Raw genomic sequence first — 21,611 nt, 5'->3', positions numbered from 1 at the left:
CATGTTCCGTCTCTCCCTCAAAATGACGGCGCGCGACTGGCGCGCCGGCCAATTGCGTTTCCTGCTCGTCGCACTGATCGTTGCCGTGGCGGCCCTGTCGGCGGTCGGCTTCTTTGTCGACCGCCTGCGTTCGGGCCTGAACCGCGATGCGCACCAGTTGCTGGGAGCGGACCTGGTGATCAGCGCCGACCAGCCCGTAAATGCGGCCTGGCGTGCCGAAGCGCAAAAGCGCGGCTTTACCCTGGCCGATACGGTGACCTTCCCCAGCATGGCGCAGGCGGGCGAGGGCGAACAGTCGCAGTCGCAACTGGCCTCGATCAAGGCAGTCTCGCCCGGCTACCCTTTACGGGGCCAGCTGAAAATCACCACCGATGTGGCGCAGGCGGCAGACGCCGTGGGCCAGAGCGCCAACCGGGCGCCGGCGCCGGGCACGGTGTGGGTCGATGCAGGTATTTTGTCCAGCCTGAACGCCAGGCTGGGCGATACCTTGAAATTGGGTGACAAGAACTTTACCGTCACGCAACTGATCGCCGCCGAACCGGACCGCGGCGCCTCGTTCCTGAACTTCGCTCCGCGCGTGATGCTGCCGCTGGGCGACCTGGCGGCCACCGCGCTGGTGCAGGATGGTTCGCGCGTGTCTTACCGCTTGCTGCTGTCGGCGCCGCAAAACAAGGCGGCCGAGATTGCGGCATATCAAACTTGGCTGGAAGGGCAGATCAAGCAACAGGCTATCAAGGGCGTGCGGATAGAGTCGCTGGAGTCGGGCAGCCCGCAAATGCAATCGACCCTGGACCGCGCCGACCGTTTCCTGTCGCTGGTCGGCTTGCTGTCGGCCATGCTGGCGGCGGTCGCCGTGGCGATGGCGGCGCGCCGCTTCATGCTGCGCCATCTGGACGCTTGCGCCATGTTGCGCTGCCTGGGCCTGACGCAAAACCAGGTCACGGCCATGTATGTGATCGAATTTGTGATGGTGGGCCTGGCGGGCAGCCTGGTGGGCGTGGCAGTGGGTTACGCCGGCCATATGGTGTTGCTGGAGTTGCTCGGCAAGCTGGTGCAGAACGACTTGCCGCCTGTTTCCATCCTGCCTGCGCTGCAGGGCGTGGCCACCGGCATGCTGTTGCTGCTGGGCTTTGCCTTGCCGCCGATTTTGCAGTTGCGCAATGTTCCCCATAACCGCGTCATCCGCCGCGAACAGGAAGCGCCGCAGCCGCTGGCCCTGGCTACCTATGGCCTCGGTATCGCTGCCTTTGTGGTGCTGCTGTTGTGGCAAGCGGGCGACGTGAAACTGGCGCTGCTGACGGCGGCTGGTTTCCTCGGGGGTTTTGGCCTGTTTGGCCTGGCGGGCTGGCTGGGCATCAAGTCCTTGCGCAGCCTGCGCGGCGCTTTTAATCACCAGGGCTGGCGCTTTGCCGTGACGTCCTTGCAGCGCCGTCCGGGCGCTACCGTGATCCAGGTGGTGTCGCTGGCGCTGGGCCTGATGGCCTTGCTGCTGCTGACGGTCGTGCGCGGCGATTTGATGGCATCCTGGCGCAACGCCACGCCAGCCGATGCACCGAACCGTTTCATCATCAATATTTTGCCGGAACAGAAAGACCAGATCGCCGCGCGCCTGGTGCAGGCGGGCGTGCTCAACGCACCCTTGTATCCGATGATACGGGGCCGCCTGGTGGCCGTGAACGACAAGACGATTACCGAAGATACCTATCAGGATGACCGCGCCAAGGGCCTGGCCGACCGCGAATTCAATTTGTCGACGATGGCGACCATGCAGGGTGAAAACAAGATCGTCGCCGGTGAATGGTTCAGCAACAAGCCGGGTGCGCCGGCTGAGGCGTCGGTGGAAGAGGGCATCGCCAAGACCCTCAAATTGAAACTGGGCGACAAGCTGCGTTTCGATATCGCGGGCCAGCCGGTCGAGGCGGCCATTACGAGTTTGCGCAAGCTCGAATGGGGTTCCATGCGGGTCAATTTCTTTGTCATCATCAACCCGGCCGCCATGGCCGATACGCCGCAAACCTGGATCACGGCCTTCCACTTGCCGCCTGAACATGCGGACCTGGGCAACGCCCTGTCGCGTGATTTCCCGAATCTGACGGTGGTTGACGTGGGCGGCATATTGAAACAGATACAATCGGTGCTGGACCAGGTGGTCACCGCCGTCGAATTCCTGTTTGCCTTTACTTTGGCCTCAGGCTTGCTGGTGCTGTATGCCGCGCTGATGGGTTCGCAGGACGAGCGTACGCGCGAAGCGGGCCTGCTGCGCGCGCTGGGCGCCACGCGGCGCCAGCTGGCACAGGCGCAGCTGATCGAGTTTTCACTGGTGGGCGCACTGGCGGGCTTGCTGGCCGCTACCGGCGCGGCGGCCATGGGCTGGGCGCTGGCAACCTACCAGTTCAAGTTCGCCTGGAGCTTCGCGCCTGGCGTGTGGGGTTTTGGTTTACTGGCCGGCGCCCTGTGCGCGATTGCCGGCGGCTGGCTGGGGCTGCGCAATGTGCTGAAACACCCGCCGCTGCAAACCTTGCGCGAATCGTAGCCTAGACAGTCAAGCCCTGGCCGGCTTGCGCACGTAGAAACTGGGCATACGACAGTACCGGCTGCCCCAGCTGGTGCACCGGCACGTCGAACAGGGCCCAGTAATACGTTTCACGGCCCAGGCAGATGGTGGGCGCGGCGCAGTAGCGGAACCAGTTTTCACCTATCTGGGCGGAATACATGCCGTCGCTGCCGGCATCGGAAAAATATGGAATCACGCGCATTTCCAGCAGCGCCGACAGCAGGGACGCAGGCGCGTCGCTGTCGCGCGCCATTTCGTACTGCGTGTGCAAGCCCCGTTGCGTGGTGATGATCATCAGCCTGGCTTGCCCCTCGCGCGTGAAAAACAGGATGCCGCAGGGCGTAGGGAAAATATAGAATTCGACAAAACCATGCTGACGGCACAGCGCGTGCACCACGGCCGCCAGCGCCTCGTCCTGCAGGAAGTGGTAATCGTGCAGCAGCAATAAATCGCGCACGGTGTCTGACTGCTGCAGGAAAAACTCTGACTGCAAGGCAACGATTTCCTGTTCCAGGATATCGAGCGCATCGTCGTCGCTTTTCTTGATGTAGCGGTCGATCAGTCCCCGGTTGAACGCCGTCACGGCCACTTTTTCATCGGCTGCTCCCGTAAATAAAATCTTCTTGCACGGCAAGTCGCGGACGGCCTGGCAAAATTCGATGCCATTCATTTGCGGCATCGAATAATCGACCACCAGCACCGATGGCACGGCAAAGCGCTGCGCCTGGCCGCTGATGCGCCAGATGCGTTCGATGTCGAACGCCACATTGCACTGGTCGGGCGGCAGGTTTTGCGTGTCGAAATTGACCTGCAGCGGCAGCTCGCCCTGCTGCGTGCTATGCCGCAACCAGTGCAGCGCCTCCTTCGTGTCGTGAAAGGTCTTGCGCGCCAGCGAAGGGTCGAGCTGGAAGGCCAGGCTTTTCAGGAAGGAATCGCTGTCGTCGATCAGCACGGTCAGGGTCGGATGGGTGTAGACGGGCAGTTGCATAGGTCACCTTGCGCGGTGGGAGGGGAAGAAACGATTGGGCTGGGGAAACTCCAGCCGGAAGATAGCGTACGCGCCTTCGCGCGCCACGCAGTCGATGCGGGCATGCCAGGCTTGCATGATTTGCCGGCATAGCGCCAGGCCGATGCCGCTGCCGTTATGCGCCGGATACGAGTAAAAACGGTCGAAGATCAGCGGCAGGCGGTTGCGCGCGATGCCGCAGCCCGTGTCGATGAACAGCAGGCGCGGCACGGAGCGCGCACCATCGATGACGATGCGCACGCGGCCCTTGCCGGCGCGCTGTATGCTTTTCAGCGCATTGCGCAGCAGGTTCAGCAGGATCACCACGCACAGTTCCGACTGGCCGGCAAACAGGAAGTCGGTCCGCAGCTCGACCTTGACGATATCGCGCTGCGCGCTGCTGGTGAAGGGATAGCGGCGCAGCACCGCAGTCACGCTGTCATGCATGGAAACTGCCTCGCTGGCTTCGAGCTTGCGGCTGACGGCGCTGGCGCTGAGCAGGAACAGATCGACCATATGGTGCATATGGCGCACTTCAAACTGGATGCGGGCCAGCGCTTCCAGGCTCGCTGTATCGGCATCCATCGTTTCAGGCCGCCGCAATAACCGCTGCAGGCCCCGCACATTGGCTTCGACGCTGACCAGCGGCGTGCGCAATTCATGCGCTACGCTGCCCAGGCCAGCGGCCATGCCGGCCAGCTTTTCCTGCGCGCCCACATGGCGGCCGACCTTGACCACGGAGAGCACGGCGATCGTGAACCAGTGCACGGGCAGTTGCTGCAGCACCTCGCGCCGCAGCAGGAAGGCAGGGTCGCCCAGCAGGGCAAAGGCCAGGCAGGCGCAGAGGGTGCCACCCAGGTAAGCCAGCACGGCGATGCGGGTATCGAAGTGGAACAGCACGATCAGGGCCACCAGCAGCGAGTGGGTCCACAGCGCCGAGGCGTGGTTCATCAGGAACATGAAGGTGAAAAAGAAGGGCAGCTGGAAGCTCAGCCCCAGGAACAGATAGATGCTGAACCAGCGGTTGCTGAAACGGGCCGGCCACAGTGCGGGCAGGAACAGCAGCCCGGCCAGCGCACGCAGGGGCAGCGATTCGTATTCCTGCGGAAAATAAGTGTGCCACAGCATGTAGTACAAGGGCATGCCGAACGCACCGATCACGGCCAGTGCGCGTACCTGGGCACGCCGCATGGGCATATGTTCAAGGGCGTCGTGGAAGTGCAGGAAAGGCTGGAGCAGCTTGCCTGGCCATTGTTTTCCAGCAGGGGACTGCGCTTGCGTCATGGTCGTGGAAGGTACTCATTGATGTGTATCAGTACAACATGATCGGCGCATTTCCTTTTGAAAATAGCGCTATTGCTCTGTTCGTTGAGCTGTATCAATCACCGGCCATACGGCTCGCGCATGTTGGACGCGGTAATTCCCCCCGCAACCACTTCAGGAGCCCCTCATGTTGAACGCTATTTCCCCCCTTGCCAGCACTGCTGCCGAACAGCAATTACCCGCCTTTGTCCGCCAGCGCATGGATGAGCACTATGTCGAGCGCATCGCCAAGCTGCTGGGCGGCGAGCACTTGCATCAGTGGCAAGCGATACCGGCTGGCGCAGTGATGCTCGCTGGCAACGATTACCTGAATATCGCTGCCGAACCCGCTTTGCTGGCGGTGCAGGCGCAAGTCTTGCAGGGTGGCGGCGCCATGCTGATGTCGTCCGTGTTCCTGCAAGAAGGCAGTCGCCAGCACCGGCTCGAGCACAAGCTGGCGGCCTTCCTCGGCAGCGAAGCGTGCGTGCTGGCGCAATCGGGCTGGGCCGCCAACGTGGGCTTGCTACAAAGCCTGGCCGGCCCCGGCATTCCCGTTTACCTGGACATGCAGGCCCACGCGTCGCTGTGGGAAGGCGTGCAGTCGGCGCAAGCCGAGCCGCATGCCTTTTTGCATAACGATGCTGCGCATCTGCAGCGGCAGATCGACAAGCATGGGCCCGGCATCATCGTTGTCGATGCCTTGTACAGCACCAATGGCAGCGTGGCGCCCTTGCTGGACATGGTGCAGATTGCCGAACGCAGCGGCAGCATGCTGATCGTCGACGAATCGCATTCGCTGGGCACGCACGGGCCGCAGGGCGCGGGCCTGGTGGTGGAGCTGGGGCTGGCCGAACGAGTGCATTTCCGCACGGCGTCCTTGGCCAAGGCCTTTGCGGGCCGGGCCGGGCTGATCACCTGTTCGGCCCAATTCAAGGGCTATTTCTTGTCGGCTTCGCGGCCCGCCATCTTCAGTTCTTGCCTGCTGGAACATGAACTGGCCTGGTTCGATGCGGCGCTCGACCTCATCCGCGGCGCCGATCGCCGCCGCGCCGCCTTGCGCCGCCACAGCGTGCTGCTGCGCCAGGGCCTGGCAGAGCTCGGCTACAACGTCAGCGATGGCACGGAGCAAATCATTGCGCTGGAAGCAGGCAGCGAGCCCGATACCTTAAAACTGCGCAAGGCGCTGGAACGCCACGGCATCTACGGCGCCGTGTTTTGCGCGCCGGCCACGCCGAAAAACCGTTCCCTGGTGCGCCTGACCCTGAACGCAGGCTTGCGCGAACACGATTGTGAGCGTCTGCTGGCCGCTTGCGCAGCCATCCGCGATGAAGTGGGTTTGGCCAGTTGGCCTTCCACGCGGCGCTTGCGCAAGCTGGCGCTGGTCTGAGTGGCTACAGGGGCCGGCCTGCCAGCTGGCCCAGCAAAGTTGACAGCGTATCGAGCTGGTCTGCAGGCGCATCGCTGAGCAATTCGCGGCTCACCGCTTGCGCCGTGACGTGGGCGTTGGCCAGCAGTGCTTGTCCGGCTGCCGTGAGGACGGCGTAGCCGACGCGGGCATCGCGCGCGTCAGCCTGGCGCGTGACCAGGCCAATCTTTTCCAGCGGCAGCAGCGAGCGGGTGATGCCGGACGCTGTCAGCGCCAGGCGCTCGGCCAGGTCCACGCGGCGCAGGCGGCCACCGGGTGCGCGCTGCAAGTGATACAGCAATTGATAATCGCTGAAGCTCAGGCCGTGCAGATTGCCCAGGCTGGCGTCGAGCCGGCGCACCAGCACGGCCTGGGCGCGCGCCAGGCGCAGGCAAAAATCGAGGGCGCTGTCTTGCGGATTGCTGGAGTTGTCGTTCATGGTGTCCTATATCGTTGCATGCTGCTTGAGTGCGCAAGTGTAAGTCATTAATAGAAAGGTTGGCCCTGTGCCTGCAACTGGCTGCGGTGCAGTTCCAGCAAGCTGGCCAGTTCCCCATCCGCATCGAAGGCAGGATCGTCCGCCACCTTGACGGTGTCGATGACATCAAAGTGAAACGCTGTCTCGCCATCGCGCTTCCAGTCCGCTTGCAAGCCGGCGTTGCGGTGCGTGCCCAGCTTGAGCTCGAAGCGGTGCCGGTTCAGCGCGCCGGGCGCATTGCGGCTCGCTGCCAGCAGCATGCGTCCGCTGGGCAAATGCTGCAGGGTCATGATGCCCAGTGCTGGCGCTTGTTGCCGGTAAGCCACTTTCAGGGCGGCTTGCTGTGTTTTATCCATGGTTAATGACCTTTATGTTGATACTGGCCCGGTGATGCCCGGAATTTTTGTGAGCAGTGCCGCCGCCCAGCAGCCAGCGGAAGTTGGTATTGCGCATCAAGCCATCGCCCGATGCAGGCAGTGCTTGCAGTGTGTTCGACCTGTGCTTCTTTTCTTAAAGTGATTGCATAGTAGTTGATAAATGCTTGAGTAGTCAACTATGTTGCTGCCAGTGGCAGCAAGCCCCGCTTGCGCTATCATGACGGCCATGACTGATACCACACCCCCCACCACCTTGTACGAAACCATCGGCGGCGCGGCCGTGCTGCGCCAGATGGTCGACCGTTTTTATGATTTGATGGAGCTGGAGCCCGAATTTGCCGGCATCCGCGCCATGCATCCGCCCGAAACCGAAGGCTCGCGCGACAAGCTGTATTTCTTCCTGACGGGATGGATGGGCGGCCCTGACCTGTATATTGCAAAATTCGGCCACCCGCGCCTGCGCGCGCGCCATCTGCCGTATCCGATCGGCACCAGCGAGCGCGACCAGTGGCTGCGCGCCATGGCCTGGGCCATGGAAGACACGGGCATCGAAGAGTCCTTGCGCGTGCGCCTGATGGAATCGTTTTATCAGACGGCCGACTGGATGCGCAACAAGCCCGATTAATTTTCCACACCGCCGAGACCATGAGCCAATTCGAGTTTTATATTTTGCTGGGGGCCATGGCAATCGCCATCGTCTTGTTAGTACTCACTTTGCTGCGCCCGCGCGCAGGTGGCGGGGGCGATGGCGCCACCACCCTGGCGCTGGTGCAGCAGCATCAGCAGCAAAGCCTGGAGCGCATCGACCGGGTCGAGCGCGAAGTGCGGCTGCAGCTGCAGGCGTCGGCGCAAGCCACGCGGCAAGACTTGGCGGCGGGGCTGGCGCAATTCCAGGCGGCGACCTTGCAACAGCTCGACAGTCTGCGCACGCAAATGCAGGCGCAGGGGAAAGTCGGGCGCGAAGAGCAGGCGCAAAGCCTGGCGCGCTTTGCCGACAGCACCAACCAGACCCTGGAAAAGCTGACGGAATCGAATGCGCAGCGCATGCTGGAAGTGCGCGCCACGCTGGAAAGCAAGATCCGCGACTTGCAGACAGATAATGGTGCGCGGCTGGAAGAAATGCGCAAGACGGTCGATGAAAAACTGCACGCCACGCTGGAAACGCGCCTTTCCGCTTCGTTCCAGCAAGTGTCGGAACGGCTGGAAAAAGTCCACCAGGGCTTGGGTGAAATGCAGCAACTGGCGCTGGGCGTGGGCGACCTGAAGCGGGTGCTCACCAACGTCAAGACGCGTGGAACGTGGGGCGAGGTGCAGCTGGAAATGTTGCTGGAGCAAGTACTTACCGTCGACCAGTACGCCAAGAACGTGGAAACCATCGCCGGCAGCGGCGCACGCGTGGAATTCGCCCTGAAGCTGCCGGGCCTGGTCGACGGCGGGCCGCCGGTCTGGATGCCGATCGATGCGAAGTTTCCGAAAGAACAATATGAACGCCTGGTGGAAGCGGCCGAGCGGGCCGATGCGGACGGCGTGCTGCTGGCCGGTCGCGAACTGGAGCGCGCCGTGCGCGGCGAAGCAAAGACCATCGCCGACAAATACCTGGCGCCGCCGCACACCACCGATTTCGCCATCCTGTTCCTGCCCACCGAAGGCTTGTATGCAGAAGTCATGCGCCGCCCGGGCCTGGCCGATGAATTGCAGCGTGTGCACCGGGTCAGCATCGCCGGGCCATCGACATTGACCGCCTTGCTCAACAGCTTGCAGATGGGCTTCCGCACGCTGGCGCTGGAAAAACGCTCGTCGGAAGTATGGCAGGTGCTGGGTGCCGTGAAGACGGAGTTTGGCAAGTTTGGCGACGTGCTGGCGCAAACCAAAATGACGCTGGAGCGGGCGGCCAAGAACATTGAAAGCGCCGAAGTGCGCAGCCGGCAAATGGCGCGCAAATTGAAATCCGTGGAAGCTTTGCCTGGCGAAGCGGCCGCCTTGCTGCTGGGCGCGGCGGACGACGCGCCGGGCGAGGGCGACTAAGCGCTTCCTTAACTTGGCTTGCGGCGCCGCGCGCAATAGCCCAGCAAGGCCAGGCCCGCCAGCAGCATGGCCCAGGTTTGCGGCTCCGGTACGGCGGGCAGCACGGATGGGCTGGTGGGCAAGGTCGGCAGGATGGTGATCGGCGGCAGCGGATGGATTTCAATAAAGCTGCTGTTGCCCGTACCAGGACTGATCGCGCTACCGCCACCTCCGCCCGCGCCTGCTGACGGCGGCGCGCCGAAATTGGCAGGTCCGTTGCCCGGGCCACCGACAAAATTATTCGATGTAAAAGCATAGCCACCGCCGACGGGCACCAGTGCCGCTTCGGCAAACGAGCCGCTGTGCAAGGCGTCGGCCGGTGCGCTGCCAACTGGCGCCGCTGCCGCCGGCAAACCCGCTTCGGGTGCAGCAGCTCCGGGTGCTGCGCCTGCCGCTGCAGCGCCCGGAGCTGCCGTTTGCGTCCGCGTGATGCGGCTGACATTGCGGCACACGGTAGGCACCAGGATGCACTCGTCCTGCACGCAATACACGAGTCCCCGTTCCTGCATCTGATCGCTCCAGCCCGCCCGCGTGACATTGCGGCAGACGCGGCCGGGCCCAAAATGCATCTCGCTGATGCGGGGATTGTAGTGTTGCTTGCCGCTGATGCTGTCGCGCGTGATGAGGACGATCTCATCGTACTGGCGCGCGCGCATGCGCTCCTTCAACTGTTCGCGTATTTGCGGCGCAATATCCGTATAGCGGTCCACGGCCGCCACCACATCGCCCATGAACGGATCCACGCCCGGGCGGTTCCAATTACAGTTTTCCAGCACGTCAGCGCGTGCCATCGCCCCTTTCGCGCTGGCGGGCAGGGACGCCATGAACAAGATACCGAAGATGAGCCAAACGCCCAGCAGGTAGCCGGCCATGCTATGGGAGGTGTGCTTTGCTGCCAGGGTGATGGATGAATTCATGTCAAAATTGTATTGTTTTTTCGGTGAGATCAAATGTTATCACCGAAGAAACTTCAATATCAACAAATAAATAAAATTATTACAATTATCGTTGTGTTTATGATTGCTGTTTCAAATGCTATGATTGTGTTATTTATATTTATTTTGACGTCGCAGCACCTGGGCCGTGCGGTGCTGCCGAAAGGGAAGGAAGAGAAAACGGTGGCGGTGCAGCAGGCATCAGCCTGCTGTCATGCGCGCAAGGGGCAAGCTAAAGGGCGTGCTGGCAGGCTTGCTGTTTGAAAGCCGGGTAGCCGATGCCGGGCAGTTTTTGCAGCCATGACAGCATCAGCTTGCGCGCACCGCTCTGGTCCAGTTGCTTGTCGTCATGCATCAGGGCCGTTTCGATATCGGCCAGTTCCGCGCAGATAGGCTGCCGGGCCTGGCTGGCCAGCAAGGCCGCCAGCATTTCCGGCAACACCCCGGCCAGATGCGCCGCTTGCCGGCTATGCTGGTAGTGCTGCCAGTAGCGTTCGGCGGCATCCTTGTCAAAGCTCAAGGCAAAGCCGAAAGTGACGGCGTCGCGGTGCAGGCGATAGACGAAGGGAAACAGATGGGGGCCCGTCAGTTCCTCAGGAAACATATCGCGGCGCAATACATCGATCGACAATGTACCATCGGCAGCGATGCGTGCCGGACTGGGTAGCTCGTACTGGTCCACGCTGGCCATGGTGGGAAAGTTGCCGCGCGTGAGCACGATTTTCTGCGTGTAATGACGTCCGCCCAGATGGCCGCAGATGGAGACAAAGTCCGCATTGATGGCAGAGACGGCGGGAAGCTTGCCACAGCCGGGGCGCAAAGGCGTGTTTTCCAGCCACAGCAGTTGCTGGTCCGCCGTGCGCCGCAGGCTGATGCGCCCGACGGTTTCGCCATGCAAGTCGCCAGGCGCCTCTTCGATGCGTTCTTCAAAACGCAGCGTGTAGCCGTTGCTGTTCACCTCGGCAGCATGGACTGCCATGGGCGGCAGCAAGAGCAGCGCCATGGCGCAAGCGCGGTAATAGCTCATGTCAGCCCCTGAAACAGTACGATATCGACCAGTTCGCCAGCGGCCACCGGGCCTTGTTCTGCAGGCAGCACGATCATGCAATTGGCCTGTGTCATCGAGCGCAAGATGCCCGAGCCTTGCGCGCCCGTCACGCGTACGTGTTGCTGGCCGCTGGCGTCGCGTTCCAGGATGCCGCGCTGGTATTCGGTGCGCCCGCGCCGCTTGCGGATAGCCGCCTGCGCCGCGACGCGCAGCAGGGGCAGGCTGGCCGCCTCTGGATCGGCGCCCATCATGCGCAGCAGGGTCGGGCGGGCCAGGAAATAAAAGGTGGCCATCACGGCGACCGGGTTGCCGGGCAAGCCCAGCAGCAAGGCGGAGTGGCCATCGACGGCGATACGGCCAAAGGCCATGGGGCGGCCCGGACGCATATTGATTTGCCAAAAGGCTACTTCACCGAGTTGCGCCAAAATATCACGCGTGAAATCGGCCGCACCGCTGGACACGCCACCCGAGGTGATGATCACATCGGCTTGCGCGCAAGCCAGTCGCAGGGCGGCTTCCAGCGCTTCGGGACTATCCTTGACGATGCCCAGGTCGAGCACCTCGCAGCCGAGGCGCTGCAACATGCCCAGCAGAGTGTAGCGGTTGCTGTCATAGATGCAGCCCGCGTCCAGCGGCTCGCCCAGCGAGCGTAATTCATCGCCGGTCGAGAAAAACGCCACGCGCAGGCGCCGCCGCACGGGCACGCTGGCGATGCCCAAGGAAGCTAGCAAACCCAGCTCGGCGGGCCGGAGTAACTTGCCTTGCAGCAGAGCCGGCTGGCCAGCCATCAAGTCTTCGCCCTTGAAACGGCGGTTGTCGCCGGGCCGCACCACCTGGGGCGCCACGGTAATGCTGTGCTCACTGGCCTGCAACACCAGTTCCTGTGGCACCACGCTGTCGCAGCCGGCCGGCATCACGGCGCCCGTCATGATGCGCGCGCAGGTGCCGCGAACGATGGCTGCCGTACCGGGACGCCCGGCCAGGATGGTGTCCATCACGCGCAAGGTGATGGGGGCGTCGCCAAGCAGGTCGCTACCGTGCAGCGCATAGCCATCCATGGCGGAATTGTCGTGCGCGGGCACGCTGATGGGCGAGATGATGTCGGCCGCCAGGAAACGCTCCAGCGCCTGCGGCAAAGGTAAATGTTCTATCTCGGCCAGCGGCGCGACGGCGTTGTTCAGAAGGGTTTGCGCCATGGAGACGCTGATATCTTGTGCTTGCACGGCAGCCAGTTCCTCGCGGGTATTGATGTTGCGGAAGGCCTGGCCATCTTCGAACAGCACTTGCGCCAGCTTGAGTGGGCCATGCCAGGCGCTCATCTTGCGCCCGCCTTCAGCCAGATAGGCGTCCAGCTGGGGCAGGGCGGATGTCTTGACGAGGCAAAATACGGGATGGGGGCGCAACTGCGTGGCGTCCCTTGCCGGCTCGTGTTCTTGTGTGACGGCAATCGCCAGATCGGCATCGGCTTCTTGCAAACCGGCGGCCAGGCGCGCCGCCAAGTCGAGTGGCAGCAGCGGCGAGTCGCACGGCACCACTAATACATACGGCGTAGTGGCGCGGCGCAGTCCGCTTTGCAAGCCGGCCAGCGGTCCACGATAGTCCGCCTGTTCATCGGCCCAGATGGGCAGGCCGAAATGGCGATAGTTTTCCGCATGCTGGTTCAGATTGAGGGCCAGCTGGCCCACTTGCGGCGCCAGGCGCTGCAGCACGTGGGCGGCCAGCGGCTGGCCATGCAGGGTCAGCATGCCCTTGTCGACCTGGCCCATGCGCGTGCCCAGGCCGCCAGCCAGGATCAGGCCGGTAATTTCTTGTTTGGCTATCATGTAGAGTGGAGATGTTGACGCATATGCCATGGTAACAGCGCTGGGGTGTAGCACTGATGGCTTCAGCCGCCGATATACGACATTTCCACTTTCTTTTTAGCAGGCTGGGGAGTCGCGGCGTCCTGCGGCATGTGGCTGCTGCGCAATTCCGAATAGCGGTCGCCACGGCCGCGCCACAATTGCGCCAGCGCGGTCGACATTTCTTCGTCGCTGCGTCCGGCACGCAGCAGGGAGCGCAAGTCGTGGCCATCGGTGGCAAACAAGCAGGTGTAGAGCTTGCCTTCCGTCGACAGGCGGGCGCGGCTGCAGTCGCCGCAAAAGGCGTGCGTCACGCTGGAAATGAGGCCAATTTCTCCGCCGCCGTCCAGGTAGCGCCAGCGCGTTGCCGTTTCGCCCACGTAATTGGGATTGACGGGAATCAAGGGCATGACGGCGCCGATGCGGCGCGCCACTTCGGCCGAGGGCACCACTTCGCGCAAGTCCCAGCCATTCGAGGCGCCCACATCCATGTACTCGATGAAACGCAAGATCGTGGGCGTGTCCTTGAAGTAGCGCGCCATCGGCACGATTTCCTGCTCGTTCATGCCCGCCTTGACCACCATATTGACCTTGACCGGCCCCAGGCCTACCTGATGCGCGACATCGATGCCGTGCAGCACGTCGGCCACGGCAAAATCAACATCATTCATGCGCTTGAAGGTGGCGTCGTCCAGCGAATCGAGCGACACGGTAACGCGGTTCAAGCCCGCATCCTTGAGTGCCTGCGCCTTCCTGGCCAGCAAGGAGCCATTGGTGGTCAGGGTCAGGTCCAGCGGCTGGCCGGATGGCGTTTTCAGGGCGGCCAGCATGGCCACCAGCTTTTCTATATTCTTGCGTAAGAGTGGCTCACCACCCGTCAGGCGGATCTTTTCCACCCCATGCGCGACGAACAGTCCGGCGATGCGGGTGATTTCTTCAAACGACAGCAAATCCGTGTGCGGCAGATACACGTGGTTCTTGTCGAACACTTCTTTCGGCATGCAATACACGCAGCGGAAGTTGCAGCGGTCGGTGATGGAAATGCGCAGGTCGTGCAGCGGCCTGCCGCGGCGGTCGGCCAGCTGGCCGCTGGGGCTTTCCAGCCGTTCCGGTATCGCCAGCGCCCCATTGCGGGCCGTGGAGAAATAAATAATCTTGTCATTCATGAAGGTGATGCCAGCTACTAAAGTGATCGTTCAAGGCAGATACGATAGCACGAGGCCGCAGATGGCACAGGCGAGCAGCAATTTGATGGTGCCGATCTGGAACTTCATCAGCGCCACAGCCGCCGCCACGCCGATGGCGATGGCCAGCCAGTCCGCATGCAGCGCGGGCGTGCCCGGCAGGAAGACATGGCGGCCGAAGAAAACGGCCAGGCTGGCGATCACGCCGACCACGGCAGCTGAAATGGCAGTCAATGGGGCGCTCAGGCGCAGATTGCCGCGCGTGGCTTCGACTACCGGTGCGCCAGCCAGGATGAAGATGAACGAGGGCAAGAAAGTGAAGCAGGCCGCGGCCAGTGCGCCGGCCACGCCGGCCAGCCACAGGTGTTCGCCCAGTACGGCGTGGCTCCAGCCGCCGACAAAGCCGATGAAAGCGACAATCATGATGAGAGGCCCGGGCGTGGTTTCGCCCAGGGCCAGGCCATCCATCATTTGCGCGCTGGTCAGCCAGTGGTAGTGATCGACGGCGCCCTGGACCAGATAGGGCAGCACGGCATAGGCGCCGCCAAAGGTGAGCAAGGCAACCTTGCTGAAAAATACCCCCATCTGCGCCAGCGGCTGTTCGCGTCCGCCGAGCAGGGCCAGCGCCAGCCAGGCCAGGAACATCAGCAGCGTGCCAGCCAGGCTGGTGGACAGCAACCGCTGCCACGTGAAGCGGGCGTGGGGCGGCGTGGGTGTGCTGTCGTCGATCAGGGCCGGCGGATGGGTGGATGCCGCGCCATGGCGCGCGCCAACCGTATGAAATTGACCTGGCAGCAGATAGCCGCCCGCCACACCCAGCAGGCAGGCGCCGAGCACGATCGCGGGAAATGGTAGATGTAGCAAGGTGATGGCGACAAAAGACGCCAGCGCTATGCCGATCAGGCTGGCGCTGCGCAAGGTGCGCCGGCCCAGGCGCCAGGCGGCGGCCAGCACGATGGCCACCACCGCTGGCTTGATGCCGTACAGGATGGCGGCGATGGCGGGGACATTGCCGTAGGCCATGTAGACGGAAGACAGGGCGATCAGCAGCAGCAGCGAGGGCAGCAGGAATAGCAGGCCGGCCATGATGCCGCCGCGCGTGCGGTGCATCAGCCAGCCGATATAGATGGCCAGCTGGGTGGCTTCCGGGCCGGGCAGCAACATGCAGTAATTGAGTGCATGCAAGAAGCGTTGCTCGGAAATCCAGCGCCGCTTTTCCACCAGTTCCGCATGCATCATGGCGATCTGGCCGGCCGGGCCGCCAAAGCTGACGCAGCCCAGCTTGAGCCAATACCAGAAGGCGGTGCCCAGGCTGACGGGGGCGGGAGCTGTGGTGGAAGCTTGCATGGCTGGCGTAGGGGCTGGCGGTATGGACGAAAAAAAGGGGAAGCCTGAGCTTCCCCTTGGTTATCGCGGCTGGACGAATCCGGCTCGCTTATGGACGTTGCGTGTTGACCTGGATCAACGGCTCATCCGATTGCGGTGGCAATGGCTTGCGTTCGCGTGGCTTGCGTACCGGCGCCACCACGTTGGCAGACGCTTCACGGGCCAGACGCAGTTTTTCCGGATCGGTGGCAGCCAGGGTCAGGCCAGCCGAACCGAGTACGGCGTTCAAGTCCACAGCCACTGGCGCAGGAGCAGCAACAACTGGAGCAGGCGCAGTAACAAGCGGCGCTGGCGCTGGTGCAACTTCGGCCACGACAGGCGCTGCCACAGGCGCTTCCACTACCGGCTCGGCAACTACCGGGGCGGCTTCGGCGACGACAACTGGCTCGGCGGCCGGGACCGGGACCGGGACCGGGGCCGGGGTCTGTGCAGCTTCCACTACCGGCGCTACTTCCACGACTGCTGGTGCTGCGGCTGGCGCCACGGCTACTACTACCGGCTCAGCCTGGACTGGAGCAGCTTCGGCCACGACAAGCACGGCTTCAGCAACTGGTGCAGGAGCAGGCGCTTCAGCAACGACAGGCGCTTCGGCAACAACTTCTGCAACTACCTCGGCAACCACTGCTGGCGCAGCTTCGACAGGTTTGGCTTCCACCACTGCTTCGGCGGCGACAGGCGCCACTTCTGCAATCACCGGAGCTGCAGCCACTGGTACAGCAATAACTTCTGGTGCTGCAGCCACAGGAGCCACGGCGGCAGGTGCTGCCTCGGCTTCGGCGGCAGGTGCAACCGTGAAGCTGATGACAGGTGCTGCATCCTGGCCTTCGTTTTCGCCGTTTGCCGATTCGATCAGCTCACCGGTTTCACGGTCGCGGCGGTTGCGGTTGCGGCCACCACGACGGCGACGGCGGCGTGGCTCTTCGCCTTCCACTTCGTTTTCCGTCTCTTCGCCTTCAGGGCCGGCATTGGCCGGTGCTTTCAGCAAGCTGGTTGGCGCAGCATCGCTGGCAGGACCGTTCGATGGCACGACCACGTTGATCGCGCTGGCGGTCGCGCCTACTGCTGCCAGTTCATCGGCCTTGGTTTCGGCCACGACGGCTTTGTCGGCGCGTGGTTCGCGTGGCTGGCGTGGCGGACGTTCGCCGCGCTCAGGACGCTCACCGCGTGGCTCGCGTTCTGCGCGTTCGCGTGGCGCCGGTGCTGCAGCGTCACCTTGTTCGCGCGCTTCACGCGGTTCGCGTGGTGGACGCGGCGGGCGTGGTGGGCGGGCGGCTTTTTCCTGGGTTTCGGTTTCTTTCGTCGCCTCGTCCTGGGCAGGACGGCCGCCCTGGCCTTCTTCGCGGCCTGGCTTGCCATTGCGGCCACGGCTGCGTGGACCACGGCTGTTGCGGTCGCCACGCTCGCCATTGGCGGCGGGTTTGGCTGGTGCAGCTGGAGCGGCAACTGGCGTCACTGGTGCCGGGGCGCCCGTGAAGAAGCTGATGATCTTGGCCAGGAAACCTTGCGGTGCAGCGGCGGGCGCCGGGGCAGCTTTCGCTTCGACCGGTTTGCGCTCGACCAGCGGTGCAGGCTGGTCAGGGGTAATCGTCTTGACGACGGCTTCCTGGCGCGGCTTGGTTTCTTCCTTCTGGCGCTTGCTGTAAGCCATGTCGGTTTCAGCGTGTTCGGCCAGGTTGTAGCTGGCCTGGCTGTCTTCCAGACGCGGATCGTCGTGCTTGATGCGTTCCAGTTTGTAGTGCGGCGTTTCCAGATGCTTGTTCGGGATCAGGATCACGGCGATGCGGTGGCGGTTTTCGATCTTCAGCACTTCGCCGCGCTTTTCGTTCAGCAAAAAGGCGCCGACATCGACGGGCACTTGCACGTGGATGGTGGCCGAGTTTTCCTTCATCGCTTCTTCCTGGATGATGCGCAGCACCTGCAGGGCGGACGATTCGGTATCGCGGATATGGCCGGTGCCGGAGCAGCGCGGGCAAGTCACGTGCGAGCCTTCGGACAGCGAAGGGCGCAGGCGCTGGCGCGACAGTTCCATCAGGCCGAAGCGCGAAATCTTGCCCATTTGTACACGGGCACGGTCATGGTGCAGGGCGTCTTTCAGGCGCTGTTCCACTTCGCGCTGGTTTTTCGCCACTTCCATGTCGATGAAGTCGATCACGATCAAGCCACCCAGATCGCGCAAGCGCAACTGGCGGGCCACTTCTTCGGCCGCTTCGCAGTTGGTGTTGAAGGCGGTGGTCTCGATGTCCGAGCCGCGCGTGGCGCGGGCCGAGTTGACGTCGACGGACACCAGTGCTTCGGTGTGGTCGATCACGATGGCGCCGCCCGACGGCAATGGCACCGTGCGCGAGTACGCGGTTTCAATCTGGTGTTCGATCTGGAAGCGCGAAAACAGCGGCACGTCGTCGCTGTAGCGTTTTACGCGGTGCACCATGTCGGGCATCACGTTGCTCATGAATTGCTGGGCCTGGTCGTAGATCTCGTCGGTATCGATCAGGATCTCGCCGATATCGGGCTGGAAGTAGTCGCGGATCGCGCGGATCACCAGCGACGATTCCTGGTAGATCAGGAAAGCGCCGTTGCCTTCTTTGCCAGCGCCTTCGATGGCGCGCCACAGTTGCATCAGGTAATTCAAGTCCCACTGCAGTTCATCGACGTTGCGGCCGATGCCGGCGGTGCGGGCAATCACGGACATGCCAGACGGCAAGTCCAGTTTATCCATGGTTTCGCGCAATTCCTGGCGCTCTTCACCTTCCACACGGCGCGAAACACCGCCGCCACGTGGGTTGTTCGGCATCAGGACCAGGTAGCGGCCAGCCAGCGAAACGAAGGAGGTCAGGGCCGCGCCCTTGTTGCCGCGCTCTTCTTTTTCGACCTGGACCATGATTTCCTGGCCTTCGCGCAGCGCTTCCTTGACGGAGGCATTGCGCACATCGACGCCTTCGCGGAAATAGGTGCGGGCCACTTCCTTGAAGGGCAGGAAGCCGTGGCGGTCTTCGCCATAGCTGACAAAACACGCTTCGAGCGAAGGCTCGATACGGGTGATGATGCCCTTGTAGATGTTGGATTTGCGCTGTTCGCGCCCGGCTGTCTCGATATCGATGTCGATCAGTTTTTGTCCGTCGACAATCGCTACGCGCAGTTCTTCTTGCTGCGTGGCATTAAACAACATGCGTTTCATTTTTATAACTCCGCGACCCGTAGGTCATCTCGAGGCTGCTTCCTAGGAAGCGGCCAAAGTACAGGGATATATGCGAGAACGGGAGTGTAGGCGGGGGAAATGCCTAGTCGTGCGGAGCAATAACGCGTACTACCTTACTACAGTACGTACGTTACGGCCGCAACAGGCGCGGTGAGGTCGATCGTCATGCCGAGTGCACAGCGCACTTGCAACTCATCTGATACAGCCCGAGTATGTGTCGGGGGCAGAGAATGCAAGCGGACAGCAAATTCAGAGCCAAATCGTCAGCCGGCACATTACAGGGATCGCGATGGCGAGGCTTGGCCTCAGCCTATTCATCGACAACCTCAGGTGGCCGAATACGGGGTTTGGCGAAAACGGCAAGCGTTATCAACTTCATCAACCCGCGAGCCCGACTTGATAAGTCGCGCTAACGGGTACTTATCCTTACAATCCAATACACTCTCTTCAGCATCCGTACGCCTTATCCGATTACAACTACGGTGCAACCTTGATTCGCGCAGGGACGGTGCATATACATTTTTTTCCACCGAATTTGCAATTTGGCGAGGCCGGTGGAGACGCCCCTGTGTAAAATGTGCTTTTATTCTTACACCAGCAGCAGCCAGGGCCGCAGCAAAAACAATTATATATTCAAAATGAAGGACTTAGAGAGATTTCTGGGAAGACATAGTAAATGAAGAGTCAAAATGATGTTGTTCCCCCTTCAACACCCCCGGTTCAGCCGCAAGCCCAATTCGTCACGATCGCTGAAGAAGAAGCTGGCCAGCGCATCGACAACTACTTATTAAGAGTGTGCAAGGGAGTGCCTAAAAGTCACATCTACCGGATCTTGCGTTCGGGAGAAGTGCGGGTTAATAAAGGCCGTATCGATCAGTTGTACCGCCTCGCCGCTGGCGACGTGGTGCGCATTCCGCCTGTGCGCGTGGCTGAAAAGGCCGCCACCGGCGCGCCTGCCGCCGAATTTGCCATCATCTACGAAGATGCGCAGCTGCTGGTCATCGACAAGCCGGCCGGCGTGGCCGTGCATGGCGGCTCGGGCGTATCGTTCGGCGTGATCGAGCAGTTGCGCGCTTCGCGTCCGGACGCCAAGTTCCTGGAACTGGTGCACCGCCTGGACCGCGACACGTCCGGCCTGTTGTTATTGGCAAAGAAGCGAACTGCCCTGACCAATCTGCATGAGCAGATGCGCGACGGTGTGACGGACAAGCGTTATCTGGTGATGGTGGCGGGCGACTGGAAAAATGCGCGCCAACATGTGAAGTTGCCTTTGCATAAATATACGACGGCCGAAGGCGAGCGCCGGGTGGCTGTGCAAGCCGATGGCTTGCCGTCACACACGGTGTTTACACTGTTGTATAAATATAACAACTTCGCCTTGCTGGAAGCGGAACTGAAGACCGGCCGCACGCATCAGATCCGCGTCCACCTGTCTTCGTCGGGCTTCCCCATCACTGGCGACGATAAATACGGCGATTTTGCCCTCAACCGCGCCCTGTTGAAGGCCGACAGCACGCGTGGCGCCCTCAAGCGCATGTTCCTGCACGCCCATCAAATCACGTTCACCCACCCGGAAACGGGCAAGAGCATGACTTTGAAGGCGCCGCTGGCCGCCGAATGCGAGCGTTTCTTGGTAAGCTTGGGCAAACCGCTGGCCGTCACCTCCCGCTAGCCTGCATTCAACATTGCGATGGCGCGACTACTCACAAGGTAGTCACGCCATCCTTCACCACTCAAGGAGCCGGCGTTTGTACCGTCGGAAAACATGGCAAGAAAGCAATTTGATCTGATCGTCTTTGATTGGGATGGTACTTTGATGGATAGTACCTCCACCATCGTGCAATGCATCCAGGCTTCGGCCAAAGACCTGGGCTTGCCTGTTCCTGGCGATTTGCTTGCTTCCCATGTGATCGGCCTGGGCTTGCAGGAAGCCATGCAGGCGGTGATGCCCGATGTTGAGCCGAAATACCATGCGCGCATGGCGGAACGCTACCGCTATCACTATCTGTCGAGCGACCATCAGTTGAGCTTGTTTCCTGGCGTGCATGCAATGCTGGAAGATTTGTCGCAGCAAGCCTATTTCCTGGCGGTCGCCACCGGCAAGAGCCGCGTGGGCCTGAACCGTTCGTTGAATGCCGTTAAGTTATTGTCCCTGTTTGATGCAACGCGTTGTGCCGATGAAACGTTTTCCAAGCCGCACCCTGCCATGTTGCAGGAATTGACGCGCGAATTGGGGCAGGATATCCGCCGTACCGTGATGATCGGCGATACTAGCCACGATCTGCAGATGGCCAACAATGCTGGCGCGGCGGGGGTAGCAGTGCAGTATGGCGCCCATCCCATGGAGCAATTGCAAGCTTGCAACCCTTTGTATTCGGCCGCCAGCGTAGCCGAGCTGCATCAATGGCTGAACGAGAACGCATGATGAGCGAAGTTGTCGATATGTTGATCTGCGCCGCCGAGGCGGTGCAAGAGGGCGGCAAGGGCGTGCGTTTCCCTGTTTCTGCTGGCGGCGAAGCGACCACCGGTTTTGTCGTGCGCTATGACGGCAAGGCTTATGGTTATCTGAACCGCTGCGCCCACGTGCCGATCGAACTCGATTGGGCCGAAGGCGAGTTTTTCGAATCGAGCGGCTTGTACCTGATGTGTTCCACGCATGGCGCTGTCTACGTGCCCGATAGCGGTGTGTGCGCTGGCGGACCCTGCAAGGGGGGGCGTTTGCGTCCGATACCGGTGGCCGAGCGCGACGGCCAGTTGTACTGGCAGCCCGACGATTATGTCAGGCCACGCCAGGCATGATGCCTGGCGCTGGTCTTTATTTAAGCAAAGTGAATT

18 protein-coding genes are annotated in these 21,611 nt (G+C 62.0%); 8 read left to right on the top strand and 10 right to left on the bottom strand.

What is annotated here, in order from left to right:
* Position 1 precedes the first annotated feature (1 nt).
* A complete protein-coding gene (locus HDE72_RS16160) occupies positions 2–2,533 on the top strand; it encodes an ABC transporter permease (protein WP_183742733.1) in 2,532 nt (843 codons plus the stop codon).
* 1 nt (position 2,534) lies between these two features.
* Here HDE72_RS16160 and HDE72_RS16155 read toward each other — a convergent pair whose 3' ends face one another.
* Complete coding sequence (locus tag HDE72_RS16155) at positions 2,535–3,542, bottom strand: response regulator (protein ID WP_183742731.1); 1,008 nt, start codon at positions 3,540–3,542, stop codon at positions 2,535–2,537.
* Between the two features lie 3 nt (positions 3,543–3,545).
* The gene (locus HDE72_RS16150; protein ID WP_183742728.1) at positions 3,546–4,844 is read right to left on the bottom strand and encodes a sensor histidine kinase; all 1,299 of its coding nucleotides are present in this window, start codon (positions 4,842–4,844) and stop codon (positions 3,546–3,548) included.
* Between the two features lie 166 nt (positions 4,845–5,010).
* Between HDE72_RS16150 and cqsA the strand changes: the two genes are divergently transcribed.
* Positions 5,011–6,249, top strand: a complete 1,239-nt coding sequence (gene cqsA, locus HDE72_RS16145) for an alpha-hydroxyketone-type quorum-sensing autoinducer synthase (protein ID WP_183742726.1) — start codon at positions 5,011–5,013, stop codon at positions 6,247–6,249.
* A gap of 4 nt (positions 6,250–6,253) precedes the next feature.
* Here the strand turns inward: cqsA and HDE72_RS16140 are convergent, their stop codons facing one another.
* Complete coding sequence (locus HDE72_RS16140) at positions 6,254–6,706, bottom strand: MarR family winged helix-turn-helix transcriptional regulator (RefSeq protein WP_183742724.1); 453 nt, start codon at positions 6,704–6,706, stop codon at positions 6,254–6,256.
* A gap of 47 nt (positions 6,707–6,753) precedes the next feature.
* Positions 6,754–7,101 (bottom strand): GIY-YIG nuclease family protein, encoded by a 348-nt coding sequence (locus HDE72_RS16135; RefSeq protein WP_183742722.1) that lies wholly within the window; start codon positions 7,099–7,101, stop codon positions 6,754–6,756.
* A 238-nt stretch (positions 7,102–7,339) separates the two neighbouring features.
* On the opposite strand from HDE72_RS16135, the gene HDE72_RS16130 reads away from it, so the two are divergent.
* Complete coding sequence (locus tag HDE72_RS16130) at positions 7,340–7,747, top strand: group II truncated hemoglobin (RefSeq protein ID WP_183742720.1); 408 nt, start codon at positions 7,340–7,342, stop codon at positions 7,745–7,747.
* Positions 7,748–7,767: 20 nt separating this feature from the next.
* Positions 7,768–9,147 carry a DNA recombination protein RmuC gene (locus HDE72_RS16125; RefSeq protein WP_183742718.1) on the top strand — a complete coding sequence of 460 codons (1,380 nt, stop codon included), beginning with the start codon at positions 7,768–7,770 and terminating at the stop codon, positions 9,145–9,147.
* Between the two features lie 8 nt (positions 9,148–9,155).
* Here HDE72_RS16125 and HDE72_RS16120 read toward each other — a convergent pair whose 3' ends face one another.
* Positions 9,156–9,977, bottom strand: a complete 822-nt coding sequence (locus tag HDE72_RS16120; RefSeq protein WP_221291295.1) for an MHFG family PEP-CTERM protein — start codon at positions 9,975–9,977, stop codon at positions 9,156–9,158.
* A 159-nt stretch (positions 9,978–10,136) separates the two neighbouring features.
* Between HDE72_RS16120 and HDE72_RS16115 the strand changes: the two genes are divergently transcribed.
* A complete protein-coding gene (locus HDE72_RS16115; RefSeq protein WP_183742714.1) occupies positions 10,137–10,385 on the top strand; it encodes a hypothetical protein in 249 nt (82 codons plus the stop codon).
* Here HDE72_RS16115 and HDE72_RS16110 read toward each other — a convergent pair.
* From HDE72_RS16110 to HDE72_RS16090, 5 genes are all read right to left on the bottom strand, one after another.
* Complete coding sequence (locus HDE72_RS16110; protein ID WP_183742712.1) at positions 10,354–11,148, bottom strand: hypothetical protein; 795 nt, start codon at positions 11,146–11,148, stop codon at positions 10,354–10,356. The genes HDE72_RS16115 and HDE72_RS16110 overlap by 32 nt on opposite strands.
* The gene (gene moeA / locus HDE72_RS16105; RefSeq protein ID WP_183742710.1) at positions 11,145–12,992 is read right to left on the bottom strand and encodes a molybdopterin molybdotransferase MoeA; all 1,848 of its coding nucleotides are present in this window, start codon (positions 12,990–12,992) and stop codon (positions 11,145–11,147) included. Before moeA ends, HDE72_RS16110 begins: the two co-directional genes overlap by 4 nt.
* A gap of 62 nt (positions 12,993–13,054) precedes the next feature.
* The gene (moaA, locus tag HDE72_RS16100) at positions 13,055–14,176 is read right to left on the bottom strand and encodes a GTP 3',8-cyclase MoaA (RefSeq protein WP_183742709.1); all 1,122 of its coding nucleotides are present in this window, start codon (positions 14,174–14,176) and stop codon (positions 13,055–13,057) included.
* A 30-nt stretch (positions 14,177–14,206) separates the two neighbouring features.
* Positions 14,207–15,541, bottom strand: a complete 1,335-nt coding sequence (gene chrA / locus HDE72_RS16095) for a chromate efflux transporter (protein ID WP_183742706.1) — start codon at positions 15,539–15,541, stop codon at positions 14,207–14,209.
* Between the two features lie 88 nt (positions 15,542–15,629).
* On the bottom strand, positions 15,630–18,755 hold the full coding sequence (locus HDE72_RS16090; protein WP_183742704.1) for an Rne/Rng family ribonuclease: 3,126 nt from the start codon (positions 18,753–18,755) through the stop codon (positions 15,630–15,632).
* Positions 18,756–19,452: 697 nt separating this feature from the next.
* Here HDE72_RS16090 and HDE72_RS16085 point away from each other — a divergent pair.
* From HDE72_RS16085 to HDE72_RS16075, 3 genes are all read left to right on the top strand, one after another.
* A complete protein-coding gene (locus HDE72_RS16085) occupies positions 19,453–20,448 on the top strand; it encodes an RluA family pseudouridine synthase (RefSeq protein WP_183742702.1) in 996 nt (331 codons plus the stop codon).
* A 93-nt stretch (positions 20,449–20,541) separates the two neighbouring features.
* Positions 20,542–21,201, top strand: coding sequence for an HAD-IIIA family hydrolase (locus tag HDE72_RS16080; protein WP_183742700.1), 660 nt, complete (start codon positions 20,542–20,544; stop codon positions 21,199–21,201).
* Positions 21,201–21,575: a Rieske (2Fe-2S) protein gene (locus tag HDE72_RS16075; RefSeq protein WP_465053038.1), complete on the top strand. Its 375-nt coding sequence runs from the start codon at positions 21,201–21,203 to the stop codon at positions 21,573–21,575. Before HDE72_RS16080 ends, HDE72_RS16075 begins: the two co-directional genes overlap by 1 nt.
* Positions 21,576–21,611 lie beyond the last annotated feature (36 nt).

The sequence above is a fragment of the Janthinobacterium saanense genome, from assembly GCF_014200675.1.
In the GTDB taxonomy this organism is placed as follows: Bacteria; Pseudomonadota; Gammaproteobacteria; order Burkholderiales; family Burkholderiaceae_D; genus Janthinobacterium.
Note: the sequence above shows the minus strand (reverse complement) of the source record. Positions and strands in the feature narration are given on the sequence as shown.

Excerpts from the sequence above, each read along its gene's own strand:
- HDE72_RS16160 (WP_183742733.1), top strand. The coding sequence starts at position 2 with ATGTTCCGTCTCTCCCTCAAAATGACGGCGCGCGACTGGCGCGCCGGC.
- HDE72_RS16155 (WP_183742731.1), bottom strand. The coding sequence starts at position 3,542 with ATGCAACTGCCCGTCTACACCCATCCGACCCTGACCGTGCTGATCGAC.
- HDE72_RS16150 (WP_183742728.1), bottom strand. The coding sequence starts at position 4,844 with ATGACGCAAGCGCAGTCCCCTGCTGGAAAACAATGGCCAGGCAAGCTG.
- cqsA (WP_183742726.1), top strand. The coding sequence starts at position 5,011 with ATGTTGAACGCTATTTCCCCCCTTGCCAGCACTGCTGCCGAACAGCAA.
- HDE72_RS16140 (WP_183742724.1), bottom strand. The coding sequence starts at position 6,706 with ATGAACGACAACTCCAGCAATCCGCAAGACAGCGCCCTCGATTTTTGC.
- HDE72_RS16135 (WP_183742722.1), bottom strand. The coding sequence starts at position 7,101 with ATGGATAAAACACAGCAAGCCGCCCTGAAAGTGGCTTACCGGCAACAA.
- HDE72_RS16130 (WP_183742720.1), top strand. The coding sequence starts at position 7,340 with ATGACGGCCATGACTGATACCACACCCCCCACCACCTTGTACGAAACC.
- HDE72_RS16125 (WP_183742718.1), top strand. The coding sequence starts at position 7,768 with ATGAGCCAATTCGAGTTTTATATTTTGCTGGGGGCCATGGCAATCGCC.
- HDE72_RS16120 (WP_221291295.1), bottom strand. The coding sequence starts at position 9,977 with ATGGCACGCGCTGACGTGCTGGAAAACTGTAATTGGAACCGCCCGGGC.
- HDE72_RS16115 (WP_183742714.1), top strand. The coding sequence starts at position 10,137 with ATGTTATCACCGAAGAAACTTCAATATCAACAAATAAATAAAATTATT.
- HDE72_RS16110 (WP_183742712.1), bottom strand. The coding sequence starts at position 11,148 with ATGAGCTATTACCGCGCTTGCGCCATGGCGCTGCTCTTGCTGCCGCCC.
- moeA (WP_183742710.1), bottom strand. The coding sequence starts at position 12,992 with ATGATAGCCAAACAAGAAATTACCGGCCTGATCCTGGCTGGCGGCCTG.
- moaA (WP_183742709.1), bottom strand. The coding sequence starts at position 14,176 with ATGAATGACAAGATTATTTATTTCTCCACGGCCCGCAATGGGGCGCTG.
- chrA (WP_183742706.1), bottom strand. The coding sequence starts at position 15,541 with ATGCAAGCTTCCACCACAGCTCCCGCCCCCGTCAGCCTGGGCACCGCC.
- HDE72_RS16090 (WP_183742704.1), bottom strand. The coding sequence starts at position 18,755 with ATGAAACGCATGTTGTTTAATGCCACGCAGCAAGAAGAACTGCGCGTA.
- HDE72_RS16085 (WP_183742702.1), top strand. The coding sequence starts at position 19,453 with ATGAAGAGTCAAAATGATGTTGTTCCCCCTTCAACACCCCCGGTTCAG.
- HDE72_RS16080 (WP_183742700.1), top strand. The coding sequence starts at position 20,542 with ATGGCAAGAAAGCAATTTGATCTGATCGTCTTTGATTGGGATGGTACT.
- HDE72_RS16075 (WP_465053038.1), top strand. The coding sequence starts at position 21,201 with ATGAGCGAAGTTGTCGATATGTTGATCTGCGCCGCCGAGGCGGTGCAA.